The sequence below is a fragment of the Bacillus atrophaeus genome (assembly GCF_001584335.1).
GTDB lineage: Bacteria > Bacillota > Bacilli > Bacillales > Bacillaceae > Bacillus > Bacillus atrophaeus.
Genome location: NZ_LSBB01000020.1, coordinates 831,357 through 843,869, shown reverse-complemented (window position 1 = coordinate 843,869; position 12,513 = coordinate 831,357). Strand labels below are relative to the sequence as shown.

General features: G+C 41.7%; 12 protein-coding genes. 1 reads left to right on the top strand and 11 read right to left on the bottom strand.

Annotated elements, in window-relative coordinates:
* Window positions 1–53: 53 nt before the first annotated feature.
* From AXI57_RS17900 to AXI57_RS17855, 10 genes are all read right to left on the bottom strand, one after another.
* Window positions 54–800: a polyketide synthase gene (locus AXI57_RS17900; RefSeq protein WP_061670817.1), complete on the bottom strand. Its 747-nt coding sequence runs from the start codon at window positions 798–800 to the stop codon at window positions 54–56.
* Window positions 801–847: 47 nt separating this feature from the next.
* The gene (locus tag AXI57_RS17895; protein WP_141292126.1) at window positions 848–1,624 is read right to left on the bottom strand and encodes an enoyl-CoA hydratase/isomerase; all 777 of its coding nucleotides are present in this window, start codon (window positions 1,622–1,624) and stop codon (window positions 848–850) included.
* A complete protein-coding gene (locus tag AXI57_RS17890) occupies window positions 1,612–2,874 on the bottom strand; it encodes a hydroxymethylglutaryl-CoA synthase family protein (protein ID WP_061670815.1) in 1,263 nt (420 codons plus the stop codon). The genes AXI57_RS17895 and AXI57_RS17890 overlap by 13 nt, the downstream gene beginning before the upstream one ends.
* Window positions 2,874–4,121 carry a beta-ketoacyl synthase N-terminal-like domain-containing protein gene (locus AXI57_RS17885; protein ID WP_061670814.1) on the bottom strand — a complete coding sequence of 416 codons (1,248 nt, stop codon included), beginning with the start codon at window positions 4,119–4,121 and terminating at the stop codon, window positions 2,874–2,876. Before AXI57_RS17885 ends, AXI57_RS17890 begins: the two co-directional genes overlap by 1 nt.
* Entirely contained in the window at window positions 4,099–4,347 is a 249-nt protein-coding gene (locus AXI57_RS17880) for an acyl carrier protein (protein ID WP_003328845.1), read from the bottom strand. Before AXI57_RS17880 ends, AXI57_RS17885 begins: the two co-directional genes overlap by 23 nt.
* A gap of 138 nt (window positions 4,348–4,485) precedes the next feature.
* Window positions 4,486–6,849, bottom strand: a complete 2,364-nt coding sequence (gene fabD, locus AXI57_RS17875) for an ACP S-malonyltransferase (protein ID WP_061670813.1) — start codon at window positions 6,847–6,849, stop codon at window positions 4,486–4,488.
* A gap of 6 nt (window positions 6,850–6,855) precedes the next feature.
* The gene (locus AXI57_RS17870; RefSeq protein WP_010788663.1) at window positions 6,856–7,821 is read right to left on the bottom strand and encodes an acyltransferase domain-containing protein; all 966 of its coding nucleotides are present in this window, start codon (window positions 7,819–7,821) and stop codon (window positions 6,856–6,858) included.
* Window positions 7,822–8,355: 534 nt separating this feature from the next.
* The gene (gene fabD / locus AXI57_RS17865) at window positions 8,356–9,222 is read right to left on the bottom strand and encodes an ACP S-malonyltransferase (RefSeq protein WP_061670812.1); all 867 of its coding nucleotides are present in this window, start codon (window positions 9,220–9,222) and stop codon (window positions 8,356–8,358) included.
* Window positions 9,223–9,615: 393 nt separating this feature from the next.
* The gene (locus AXI57_RS17860; RefSeq protein ID WP_061670811.1) at window positions 9,616–10,293 is read right to left on the bottom strand and encodes an MBL fold metallo-hydrolase; all 678 of its coding nucleotides are present in this window, start codon (window positions 10,291–10,293) and stop codon (window positions 9,616–9,618) included.
* A 298-nt stretch (window positions 10,294–10,591) separates the two neighbouring features.
* On the bottom strand, window positions 10,592–11,182 hold the full coding sequence (locus AXI57_RS17855; protein WP_003328851.1) for a TetR/AcrR family transcriptional regulator: 591 nt from the start codon (window positions 11,180–11,182) through the stop codon (window positions 10,592–10,594).
* 121 nt (window positions 11,183–11,303) lie between these two features.
* On the opposite strand from AXI57_RS17855, the gene AXI57_RS17850 reads away from it, so the two are divergent.
* Window positions 11,304–11,843 (top strand): hypothetical protein, encoded by a 540-nt coding sequence (locus AXI57_RS17850; RefSeq protein WP_061670810.1) that lies wholly within the window; start codon window positions 11,304–11,306, stop codon window positions 11,841–11,843.
* Window positions 11,844–12,043: 200 nt separating this feature from the next.
* Here the strand turns inward: AXI57_RS17850 and AXI57_RS17845 are convergent, their stop codons facing one another.
* Complete coding sequence (locus AXI57_RS17845; protein ID WP_223251853.1) at window positions 12,044–12,376, bottom strand: hypothetical protein; 333 nt, start codon at window positions 12,374–12,376, stop codon at window positions 12,044–12,046.
* Window positions 12,377–12,513: the final 137 nt, after the last annotated feature.

Genomic DNA, 12,513 nt, shown 5'->3' with positions numbered 1-12,513 from the left:
TCCATTTAACCTGCAATTTTTATATAAAACACGCATCTATCGTTTAATCTCAGTTAATATCCATACAACCCGGTGATTCTCGCTTTTACTTCTTCCTGATGGAATGTTTTCTCATGCATTACGAGCTCCTGTTCAATTACACGGGGAAGCTGTGCACGAAGCGGCGCAACCAAATGATCTTTTAATGTTATCAACGAGTTTCTCGGCTTTTCCGCCAGCTCACGCGCCAATTCCAATGCATGGTGCAACACTTCTTGGCGAGGCAGAACTTTAAAGGGAACTCCTCTTTTTTCAAGGTCTGCGCCGCGGTAATTACCGGCGTTCATCAATAATTCCTGCGACAAACTGAACCCCAATTTTTGAGGAACGATGAAAGTCGCACCCATTCCCGGAGTAAAACCGTATTTCATAAAATTCGTTGTATAGACACTCTCCCTGCTTAGAACAATAAAGTCAGCAAACAGCCCCATGACAAAGCCGCCGCCAATTCCATGGCCCTGCATCGCCGCGATGACAGGAACCTTACAATCAAGCGCGAGAGAATAAAGATTATCATCAGTGAACTTGGTGATTCCCTGTTGGATTCTCAACAGCCCTTCTTGCGTTCCTCCTGATGCAAAATAATTGTCATACCCGGTTAAAATGACTGCTTTGCATGCCGATTGACCAATAATATCAAACGCCTTTATCAATCCGTCTGTCAGCTCTTGTGAAAACGCGTTTTTATGAACACGGTCCTGCATCTTCACCTGAATAATATTTGGCTCGATTTCAAGTAACTCTACTACAGAATGCAGCATTGTTTCCTCCTGACTGTTTCTGGTTTTCACATCACGTATCAAGCAGACTATTGGCCCTCCCATGGAAATTGTCCCGTTTCTGCGTACCTTAAAATCCCCATTTGGTTTTGAGGATTTGAAAACATGTCTTGATTCTCCGCCAATGCCAGCGATTTTGAACGATAAACAAGGTCATTCAGTGAGTTCATATAATGTTTATAACGGGTGATTCCCGCTTTATTCAACCGCCGCAGACGCAATAAATGCTTTCTCAGCAAAATTTCGCTTTGCTGGTCACAGTCATCTACCAATCCCCATTCACGGGCCTGGTGAACAAGAATCGGCTTTGTCATCAATGTCATATAATGTGCTTTTTGGCAGCCGACCCGGCGAATCAGAAACGGTAAAACACAAGCGGGAAAGAGCCCAAATAACAGTTCTGACAAACTGAATGTCGCTGTTTCATCCGCTATGACAATATCACTGGCAGCCACAAACCCGAGACCTCCGGCATTCACTTTTCCTCGAACATGAGAAACTGTGATAAAGGGACCCGTCTGCAGTTTCAGCCACAAATCGTAAAGAGGCTCTGGTGAATGTGCGTCTTTTCTGCCGTGTTTTATCTCCTGGTAAATCTCTTGAAAATCCGCCCCGAAACAGAATACCTCTGGAAGTCCTTCTAATACGACAACCGTAACCGTCGTTTCACATTGTTCAAGCACGTGTAAACATTCTTCTATTAACCTGTCATTTATCGTATTATTTGCTTCCGGACGATGAAATGTTATGTAACAAATTGACTCATGAAACCGGACCTTTATCGTTTGATATGTCACGAAATCCACCTGTATTTGCGATGAAACTCAGAAATCTCCTCCAAATACAATCGCGGTGTCCCTTTATTAGAATCTAGCACTCCGGGAATCATCTCAAAATCCAGCATTACATTACGCGTCCCGAATCGGACCAGTCCGCTTCCCTTAAATAACACCTCATATTCATCCATAGATAACTGATACCGACTGTTTAAATGCTTTTCGATTTCAAACAGCCGCTGGCGTTCTTGGCCTTGCGGCGTTATAATTCCGCTGAAAAATTCAGAACAGCAGCCGGATCCGTAGGAAAAACAGCCAATTCGTTTTGGCGAATCAAATTGCCCTTGATCAATGGTGCTCGCCAATGCCAGAAGCACGGCAGCCCCCATGATGTTCCCGACCCTTTGACAGTAGTCCAAGCCAGGCTTTACCCGTTGCAGAAAATCTGATTCAATCTCCGCACTCTTTGCTTTTGCCATTTTACGCATCATGGTGCGATGCGCTCCTTTAACCATTCCGCCAAAAGGAGTGTGATAGGCGAGATATTGGAAAGTGTTTTGATAATCGGCACCGGGCACACGGTTTTGATATTCTAAGAATGTTTGTTCACAGCAATCCAAATACGACATTAATGACAAATCGGCATCCCCCGCCTCACTGTCAGGAATGGGACGGCACGTATCCATTACTTCATAGCCATAATATCCGTTTGCCCCTGCATCTGCTTGAAATACGGCGGGGTTCTCACCTACTAAAACAGCCACCGCTCCCGCTCCTGCACTCGGTTCAGCGTACGACCAATCTTCACTTAATGCGTCTCCGCCCTCAGCGATTAAAAAACGGGAAATATCACTGGCAATGACCAGCGCTTTTGCTCCCGGGGAGGTCTGGGATAAAATAAAATTAACCGCCATCTGAAAACCGGCAGTCCCTGAATAACAGGCTTGTTTAATTTCAAACAAACGGCAATTGCGATTCAGCCCTAAATATTGATGCATATAGGTGCTTAACGATTTGCCAAAGTCGATGCCGGATTCTGAACAGGTGATCAGCAATTCAATCCGATCTTTCTCTGCTTCCGTCAATGAATCAATAATCGGTTTCGCCGCATTTACCCCAAAAGTAACAGGGTCCTCATAAGGCAGCGCTACAGCTTTTTCCTTCATTAATAAGTTTTCAAACCTGGCAGTATCTAAATCTCGGTATTTGGCTAATTGCATCACATCTAAGTATGCCGTTCCGCCAAAGACATTCATCGCTTCTATTCCGGCTGAAACCATTATGATTCGCCTCCACATTTCTCATTGTTTTGGATACAAACAGCTGTGTTTATTCCCCCAAAGCCCATGCTTAAGCTCAAAGCATTTCTTATGTCATGTGAAATTGATTGATCTTTTACCCAATGTAAGGATTGATCTATAGGATGATCTAAATTTCGGCTTGGGTGAAGACGGGATTCTTTCATTTGCAGCAAAACAGAAATGATTTCAACAATGCCTGCCGCACTGAGCCCATGCCCGATGATTGATTTGGTTGCATTTATGTAGGCATGAGTGAGCTGACAAGCATGGAGCGCCTTCAGTTCAATCTCATCTCCAATTAAAGACCCCGTGCCATGGGGATTAATATAATCAATTTCTTCCGGTGACAGCTTCGCCTGCTCCAATGCTTCCTGAATGACATGCACCTCTCCTTCTAATGAAGGATTCGGATTCCGGTTTCCGTCTATTTTGATGGACCAGCCTGACAATGCGGCATAGGGTTTTGCACCGCGGCGGACAGCCGTATCCTTGCGTTCGATCACCAATGCGCCGCAGGATTCTCCATAAATAAATCCATCTCTGTTTTGATCAAAAGGACGGCACGCCTTTTCCGGCTCATCAGCATAGCGGTCCGTTCCCATAGCGCCCAAAGCCCTGAATGCCTGACATTCCATATAAGAAATATCCATTAATGCCCCCAGCGCAATACAAACATCAACCTGACCAGACAGGACTTGTTGAATGGCTTGAATAACCGCTAACTGACCGCTCGCAGAAGCTCCCCCTGCCGTATATGCTAACCCTTCTATCCCGAACTGATCTGTACATAATCCGCAGAGGTCACTATCCATGAAAGACAACCCATAGGTCGGCGGAATAAAACCGACACGGTCTTTATACTTCTCATAAACTTGCAAACTCTCTCTCTGCTGAAAGTTTGATCCTCCTGCTACCAATCCAATACGCGTTGGATCGGCATCGTCCAATTTTGCCTCCTCCCAAGCTTCTGAGAGAGTAACCAAAGCCGCCTGGCTAGAAAAGGATGCTTTTCTGAGCAGTTTTTTCGAAAGGCGCTCCGGGTAAGATAATGAAGGTATTTCAGCTCCTATAAATTGGCTGTCTTTTTGTCTGCCGGGGCGCTTCATGACACCAAAGGCATGCCTGGCGGACATTAAAGAAGAGGAAAATGCCTCTTTTCCCTGGCCGATCGATGCGGTTATACCGACACCTGTCACAACCACCTCAGACGGATTGTACTTTTTCATAAAGCACCTCAGTTAATTCGCCGATGTTTTTCACACCCGACAGCTCTACACGAGGTATATTTAATGATAATTCTTCCAACACCATGGTTATGATTTCAGCCCGGTCAACTGAATCTGCTCCTAACTCAACTAAACGATCATCAGGTTCAAAACGATGCCCGTCTAACTCAGGAAGAACCTCGCAAATATTCGTTACCAGCACTTCAAAAATTCTCTGTTTATTCATCACGTATTTGTCCTTTCTCCTTGCATGTGATCTACATGCAAATTCTGCTATTTTATTGCGGAACATACATAATCAGACAGTTCGTCAAGAGTATTTTTACAAAAATTCAAACTTTTTTTCTTGGAAACATCAGGCCATTTAAAGTGCCGATTGAAAAAGCGATTGAATTTTGGCATTAAGTAATTGTGCCGTCTCCGTCATCAACTTTTCCCCAATTTCACCGACATGGCGGTTTCGCCAGTTTTCTAGTTCTGTTCCTTTTACCCATTGATTAAAGGCTCCTAATGCCGGGCCGCAGTGAATCTGATAATCTACCTTAGACTCTCCGCTTCCTCTGATAGCAAGGTCAGAGCTGTACCTAAAATACCATCTGAATATCAAAGCCATTTTATGTTTTGGGTTTCGTTCAGCCTTCTCAATCTCTTTCAACGGCTGGTATGATTTAATATCTTCATAGACTTGATCTATACTGCGTTTAAAATATTTTTCCTCAATTTGAGTTAAGGTCTTTTGGTCAATATCGCTTAATGAGTCATATCGCTGATATAAGTCATGTAATTTGTTGGCTCGTGCCGGAAAGAACACACCTTTCTTCAACACTTGCACTTTGCTGCCCGATTCGAACATATCCCCTGCGGGTGCATATACCGTATCCTGCACATTGATTTGCTGCAATAAATCTTTCACCCTGTCACTTGTTGAAGCCTCCGCCGTACATTGATTAATCGAGCCGGTCAAAATAAAGTCAGCACCCAGCATAAAAGCAGCCATCGCCGCTTCAGGCGTTCCGATCCCCCCTGCCGCTCCAACTCGTATTTTCTTATGATAGCGGTACTTTTCCATCATTTCTTCCCTTAATAGTGTCATCGCGGGCATTAAACTGTAAGCAACGCCGCCATCGGTATGGCCGCCGGAGTCTGCTTCCACACAAATGTCGTTTGCCGCAGGGATTTCTCTCAATAGGACAGCTTCCTCAGGCGTAATTTTGTTTTCTGCCAAAAGTTTTTGAAGAATACTCTCCGGTGCAGGACTTAGAAAGGATTCCGCAACCTCAGGCCTTGATAATTTCGCTATGATACGATTCACCGATATCACTTTGCCGTTTGGACCGCGCCTCAGTCCTTTTGCACGAAACCTCACTAAAGCGGGAGTGACACTTAAAAATGCAGAAGCTTCCAAATTTCTGACGCTACGCTTTATTAACAGGTCAATTATTTTATCTTCTGTTTCAGGATGTTTCATATTGTGCACCACATTTATGCCGTAAGCTTGTTCTTGCGTTAATTCATTTTGAATAGACACAATGGCTTCCTCAATCTGACTCAGTTTCAAACCGCCTGTACCAAAGAAGCCCATCATTCCCGCTTTTGCCAAATTCACTACCATTTTTTCAGAAGCGATTCCGCGATACATCCCGCCAGCCAGGTAAGCGTATGTCAAGTTATAATCTTCTTTAAACTCTGCACTTCCGAGAGAAAATGCGGTAATCTTCTCTGTTGAGCTTGACGAATGTAAATCAGCCTCACCTTGATTGTTCGATAATCCGCGCTGCCGGTCGGACGGCGAGCGGCCTGGCGCGTTCCCCTCCAATGTATCCGGATGACCTTTATGTTCTGCCGAGCGGACATTTTCGTTCCTGTCTGTTATCGGCGCCTCTTCCTTTTGAATACGCTGAATTAATCCGGTTAATACCTTTCCAGGCCCGATTTCTTCGAATTCCGTTTCTCCCCGTCCCATTAAAAAACGAATACTTTCATTCCATTTAACCGTGCTGTTCATTTGCTGGGATAATGTCTCTTTTAACTTTTCCTCTATATAGGGCTGTGCATAGACATTGGAAATTACAGGGAAATACAAATGATTGAAATGGAATGTATCAACAAATTGTTCAAATTCACGCTTGGCTTCATCCATATATCTGGAATGAAAAGCTCCGCTTACGTTTAAGGGGTGAAACAGCTTAACGTCTTTGATTGATTCAAAAACAGAACCCGCTTTTTCGATATCTTGTTTTTGTCCTGAAATAACGATTTGATGAGAAGTATTCATGTTTGCCACATCAATCGTATGTAAATGGTGTTTACGCAAAACTTCTGCTACTTGTTCCTTATGCAGACCGATCACCGCTGCCATTCCGCCTCCGGTAATTCGGCCCATCAGATCTCCTCTTTTTTTAACCAGCTTTAATCCAGTGCCAAAATCAAATGCTCCCGCGGCGAATAACGCATTGTACTCCCCTAAGCTATGCCCGGCCGCAAAATCCGGTTTCATGCCGGTTTCTTCAACTCTTTGAAGATAGCTGAACGCATTTACAACGTATAAAGCAGGTTGAGTGTATTGAGTCTGGTTTATATCTAAATAGCCTTTTTCCGTGCAAAGTTTTTTTATTGAATACCCCAATATGTGATCAGCTTGGTCCGTCAAATGCTGATAATGCTCAAAGAGCCCCTGACCCATGCCTTTTTGCTGGGAGCCCTGACCAGGAAAAACATATGTAGTCATCCAGTTTTACTTCCTTTCTAGTTTCAGTAAATTCTCAACCGTCTCCAGATTTTTCAGCTCCTGTTGAAATGGTGTGATGATAGAGCTGCAGCGGCTCCCAGAATCTTCAGAAATCAGCTGTTTTGCAAACGCAGCCAGCGTCCCGGAAGGTCCTAAATCTATGAACCGGCATGTATGCCGACTTTCCAAATAATGAATGGCTTGAGGAAATTGGATAGGTTTTCTTACCGTATCCCAGAAAAAATAGTGATCAATTTCAGTAACTCTGTCTCCTGATAAGCTAGATATGTAGGGTATTGAAGGGCTCTTAAAAGATTTCGATCTTAGAAATTCTTTATATGTTCTTTCTGCCGGATCCATAAGTGAAGAATGAAATCCATATGATACCGGCAGCAGCTGGTGGGTGATATGTTTCTCCTTTAGAAAATTGATGATCATCTTTATCTTTTCATTTTCTCCTGAAACGACAAAGTGTGAATGATAATTAACGGAAGTGAGTTCACTCTGATCAAAAATCTGCGGAAATTCATTATATAATTGCGGATGATCGAGTATAGCCAACATACTCCCTTCACGGCAATGCTCTTCCATTATTATCGCCTGTTCCAGTATGCATTCCATTGCATCTTCTGCATCTAAGACGCCGGAAACAGCAGCAGAAGTGAATTCTCCTAAGCTTGTCCCCAATACATAATCAGGCTGGATTCCTTTTTCGAATAAAACCTGATATAAGGCATACTCAACCATAAAGATAGCGGGATGTGTATAGAGGGTGCGATCAAAAGGATCTGACATCCGTTTAGCCGGATTGTACATTTCACTCAAGATTGACTTGCCGATTCGTCGGGTAACGATTGCATCCATGTTAAGCAAGCAATTTCGAAATGCAGTGTTTTCACTGAACAATTTCTGCCCCATATGATAATACTGTGAGCCTTGTCCAGAAAACATAAAAACAATTGGTTCACTCATTGGCCTAACCTTCTTTTTTATGATGTGCGCAGAAGTTCCTGCGTCATACTTGTTTATTTTATTGGCCCAGCTGATTAAAAAATTGAATATAAAATGAAAGAAGAACTTAAGAACCCCATAATTGTCTTCATCAGGATGTACCCTTATTATTCTTTGCAGCGTATTATGAAGTGATCATGAAGTGTAAAAATGAATGAAATCTCAAAATTGTTGTACATTGTCAATGGCATAAGCAAAGACATCGTTTCGATAGTGTAAGTAGGTCGGTTAAATGAATGGGAGTGTGTTTGGATGGTAACGACGGTTTGCTTTTGAGCAAATATAATAGCCTCATCGAATGTAGTGCAAATGTCCATTAAAGAACGGGCCGTTTTATCAGCCTCATTATGTGTAACATTATATAAGATTGTCCTTTTTTAATAGTGTCAATCGAACCATGAATTCATCATACTTTTGACTCCAAATGTAAAGAAAGAATCTTTTTTTTCTGTTTACGAATAAAAAAATGACTATATCCCTCAGCTAAAATCCCTATTAACGTGACAAAGGTTCCCCGTCTTTCTTAATGCGATGGATTAATCCGGTTAATACATGTCCCGGTCCTATTTCCTCAAACTCCATTTGGCCTTTTCCAATTAAATAATGTACACTTTCCGTCCATTTAACTGAATGGTCTATTTGGTCTGCCAATGTAAGTTTGATCTGTTCTTGTTTGTAAGGCCGGGCAAAAACATTGGAAATGACCGGAATGGACAATGAAGAAAAATGAAATGTATCTAGAAACTGTTCAAACTCTTGTTTCGCTTTACTCATGTACCTGGAATGAAACGCGCCGCTGACGTTTAAAGGGAGAAACCTTGTCACATCTTTGATTGCTTCAAAAACCGGTGCGGCTTTTTCTATATCTTCTTTTTTCCCTGAAATCACAATCTGATAAGGGGCGTTTATATTAGCAATGTCAATCGTATGTAAATGATTTTCTTTTAAAGCTTGTGATACCTGTTCTTCATTCAGTCCCATAACAGCCGCCATGCCGCCGTTGCTCACCATGCTCATCAACTCGCCTCTTTTTCTGACAAGCTTTAAACCGGTCTCAAAATCAAATACTTCCGCTGCAAACAGAGCATTGTATTCTCCTAAACTGTGGCCTGCAACAAAATCGGGTTTTTTATCTGAATGTTGAGTTTTTTTCAGGTAGCTTAATGCGTTCACAACATATAATGCAGGCTGTGTGAATTGGGTCTTGTTCAAGTTAGAATAAGGGTTTTCTACGCAAAGCCGTTTAATCGAATATCCTAACATCTCATCTGCCTGTGCCGTCAGTTCTTTAAATTCATCAAACAGCTCACTGCCCATTCCCTGCTGCTGTGAACCCTGTCCAGGAAAAACATATGTGATCATCTTCTAAAGCCACCCTTTCCACTTACCGATGATTTAAATACTGGCTTACGATATTAAAATTTGTATATTACCCGAATAAAAAGAAGCATGTCCAAGTTGATGGTAACCCTGTAAATATTCTCCGTCAAGTTAATTTTTCCTACAGCTTACACAACTTAACCCCTACATTTTCCCAGGACGGTATAATGGCTCATGAAACATAGTGAATGCAGGCGAAATGACCCATTTTGTTTTTACGGCAAAATATCATCACAAAGCGCTTCATCTTATCACGGTGAACGGACCCGCAAACCCTATACGGCTATGTAATCATTTTTTGAATCCGACTATCATTTGACCGAAAGAAGAAAAATAGGCTATTTGATTCATTTATAATCAGTCATGAAGAGCCGCTTATTTGAAATCAAATATGCCTTTTTGATTTTTTCTGGTACGAAATTTCACAAAGTATTCTTTTTTGTCAATTTGAAAATAGATATTATGCTTAAAAAGTTCTTTTATGATGTGACCCGGTTCTTTACCAAATGAGTGACCCGGGTAAACGTGTACGTCAGGTGATACTTCAGATTTGATCCTTTGAATGCTTTCGAACATATCTGAGGCAGAACTGCCATGATCCTCACATATACCGCAGCCTTCTGTAAACACCGTATCCCCGGTAAATATACTTTCCGGAAACAGATAACACATCCCTCCCGCTGTATGGCCTGGCGTAAGCAAGCACCGCCCTTCTGTATTCCCTATGCTGATGGTTTGATTATCATTCAGCGCAATTAAATTTCTGCAATTGAATTGATAGAAGTCTATCTCTTTTTTTGACATATAAACATAGGGATTAAACAGCTTCAATAACGGCTCCACCAAGTTTACGTGGTCATAATGGGAGTGAGTTAACAGGATAGCTGACAAATCTACTTCCAATTCATCCAATTTATTTGTTATTTTACTCAGTTCCCATGAAGGGTCAACAACTATTGCAGATCCGCTGACATGATCTGCAATAATGTAACAATAGTTGGTCCACATGTGATGAGATGTTTTGATTTGGTGTACTTCATAAGTAAGCTTCATTGTCATCATTCCTATCAATATTATGTTTTCGTTTCAGATGGCGATTCTCTCTTATGGACCAGAGCAGATCTCCGTCTGGCGCTGGATGCTTTCCATCCCCACTTTACCAAATGAAATGTTGTTTTTCCATTTTTCAATCATTTATTCTCATATCGTATCAGAAACATTCATAGACATAATTCCAATACAAAGATCAAAAAACAAATAAAAAAAGCTATCCTTTCAGCCGCATGTTCAGAAAGAATAGCTTTTCTTTTCACTTTTATCGACGCCGAACGGGATTTCAAAACCGCCCGTTTCATTCATCAGCACAAATAGAATGCAGATGCTGAATTAATACGCGTTCGATTCGTTTTTTATTAACACGCTCAGGCTCAAGCATCGCATGTAATGCCAACCCATCAATTAAAGCGTACAGCTTTTCTGTTTCGATTTCTTTATCAAGATGGTTCTGCAGCAGATGAAACTGATCTAAATAGTCAATGAGCTTTCGCATGGCGATAAAAATTCCGTCATGCTGGGCGTCATACACCGTTTCCTTATGCCTGAAATAGGCTGTAAAGGCAAACCAGACTTCCATTTCTGCCCTCGTTTCATCATCCGTCGGCACAATTTCAAGCAATATGTTTAATATTTTTTCTTTCGGAGGCAAGTCTTGCAGAGCGATTTCATTTATTCTGGCTGCCGCTTTTTCTTTAACGAGTTTCATCGCATAAACGAGCAGTTCATCTTGTGTTGAAAAATAATGGCGCAATGCACCTAATGAAAGTTCTGCTTCCTCCGCAATATTTCTCACTGTCGCTCCTTCCATACCCCGTTCTAAAATAACTCGCCAAGCCGCCTCTGCAATTTGTTTTCTTCTTTTCTCGTGATCAATTCGTTTTGGCATGATTCCATTTTATCAAAAGAAAAATCACAACGCAATTTTATAATACAGTTGTATTATTTAAATACGAATGCTAAAATATTTTTACATCATACAGAAGTATTGAAATGAGGGAGAAAACACGTTGAATATTGTAGTATGGATGATTATCGGCTGTGAAATTGCATTTTGGGTTGTCATTGCACTAGGGTTAGTGACACGATATGTGTTCAAGCGAAATAAGCTGGGGTTACTTCTTTTAGCTTTAACCCCGGTAATTGATCTCATTTTGTTAATAACGACAAGTGTTGATTTATATCGCGGGGCTGCAGCAACTCAAGTGCATGCCATAGCAGCGGTGTACATCGGCATATCGGTTGCGTTCGGAAAAAGTATGATCCAATGGGCTGATGAACGTTTTCAGTATTACGTGAACAAACAAGGCGCAAAACCGGTTAAGCGGTTCGGAATGGATTTTGCAAAACATTATGCCAAAAGTCTCGTAAGACACGCACTCGCTTATCTGATTGGCGCCGGGCTGTTAGTAGGAATGATTTATTTTATAAATGACCCTTCTCGAACTGAGGCATTAAGCGGAATCTTAAAGTTGTGGACAATTGTTTTAGGCATTGATGCCATTATTACAATCAGCTATTTTATTTGGCCGAAAAAAGCAAAAGCCTGAGACCTGTCATCAGTCCGGTTGTTTTTTGACAAAAGCCTCGGCGATGTCTTTTGGGTTTCTTAGTTCCCGCCGCTCTCTCCCCACGATTTCTTACGTATCTATCAGTCTTGCCATTTGCAAACATTGTTTATTTAAAAAATGGATGATAAAAGAGGAAGATCTCAAAGATCTTCCTCTCAGACTTATCTTTTAACAAAACCTTATCTAATTGTTTGAACTCCTCCAGGTCCTCCAAGAGGGCCCCCAAGCTGACTGGCTGAAACTTGTGCAGATCCAGATATGCAGTTACCGCCGACGCCTAAAGGAAATACTATAGTAACAAGTTCTTGACCAGCCGGAGTAAAATTAACTCTGTGTATAAAAACACGCGTACCAGAAGGAAGCACTTGACCATTAGGTAAAGTTAAATTAGCTGGAATAGTAATAAACTGACCGACCAAACCTTCAAAAGCACGATTTTCATACATATAATGATCATAATAAAAATTTGGATACATAAATGATTTACCTCTTTCTCGTAATGAATTTGCCATACAACACCTGTATATTCCCATTAGTTAAATATGTGCAAATAACTTATTGTTTTAGAGCTGGCCACTGACTTTTCCATACGTTCTGTGTGGTTCCGTCCCACGATTTCTTCCCATTCCCAACCATTAAAAGTTCTTCA

What these genes read in the sequence shown, in the direction of transcription:
- AXI57_RS17900 (WP_061670817.1), bottom strand. Translation starts at nt 800, where the DNA reads ATGCTGCATTCTGTAGTAGAGTTACTTGAAATCGAGCCAAATATTATT.
- AXI57_RS17890 (WP_061670815.1), bottom strand. Translation starts at nt 2,874, where the DNA reads ATGGTTTCAGCCGGAATAGAAGCGATGAATGTCTTTGGCGGAACGGCA.
- AXI57_RS17885 (WP_061670814.1), bottom strand. Translation starts at nt 4,121, where the DNA reads ATGAAAAAGTACAATCCGTCTGAGGTGGTTGTGACAGGTGTCGGTATA.
- AXI57_RS17880 (WP_003328845.1), bottom strand. Translation starts at nt 4,347, where the DNA reads ATGAATAAACAGAGAATTTTTGAAGTGCTGGTAACGAATATTTGCGAG.
- fabD (WP_061670813.1), bottom strand. Translation starts at nt 6,849, where the DNA reads ATGACTACATATGTTTTTCCTGGTCAGGGCTCCCAGCAAAAAGGCATG.
- AXI57_RS17870 (WP_010788663.1), bottom strand. Translation starts at nt 7,821, where the DNA reads ATGAGTGAACCAATTGTTTTTATGTTTTCTGGACAAGGCTCACAGTAT.
- fabD (WP_061670812.1), bottom strand. Translation starts at nt 9,222, where the DNA reads ATGATCACATATGTTTTTCCTGGACAGGGTTCACAGCAGCAGGGAATG.
- AXI57_RS17860 (WP_061670811.1), bottom strand. Translation starts at nt 10,293, where the DNA reads ATGAAGCTTACTTATGAAGTACACCAAATCAAAACATCTCATCACATG.
- AXI57_RS17855 (WP_003328851.1), bottom strand. Translation starts at nt 11,182, where the DNA reads ATGCCAAAACGAATTGATCACGAGAAAAGAAGAAAACAAATTGCAGAG.
- AXI57_RS17845 (WP_223251853.1), bottom strand. Translation starts at nt 12,376, where the DNA reads ATGGCAAATTCATTACGAGAAAGAGGTAAATCATTTATGTATCCAAAT.